The sequence below is a fragment of the Pauljensenia sp. UMB3104 genome, assembly GCF_030217285.1.
Taxonomy (GTDB): domain Bacteria; phylum Actinomycetota; class Actinomycetes; order Actinomycetales; family Actinomycetaceae; genus Pauljensenia.
This window is the reverse complement of the sequence record NZ_JASONN010000309.1, coordinates 1-271: the sequence shown is the minus strand read 5'-3', so window position 1 is coordinate 271 and position 271 is coordinate 1. Positions and strand designations below refer to the sequence as shown.

The window sequence follows — 271 nt, the reverse complement described above, 5'->3', positions numbered from 1 at the left end:
CGGCGTCCCGACGATGTTGTGCTTCCGTCCTGGGCTCCCGTGTCGGTGGCGCGTAATAAGGCTGCGTGGTCGGTGGCAAAGGTCGACGCTGATGGAGCTTTTTCCGTTGATCTTGACCTGCCTGCATCATGGACGGTTGGCTCCTCTCACCAGGTGATGATCGGTGATGGAGTCACGGGTAACTACGTCCAGATTGAGGTGACGGTCGTCGAATCTTCGGCCGAGGCGCCTTCCTGTTCACTGGATCCGACTCAGTCGGCGACCGCCGACG

General features: G+C 60.5%; 1 pseudogene. It reads left to right on the top strand.

Annotated elements, in window-relative coordinates:
- Positions 1–18: 18 nt before the first annotated feature.
- Positions 19–271 (top strand): annotated as a pseudogene (locus QP415_RS11835) (hypothetical protein); the annotation flags it as partial.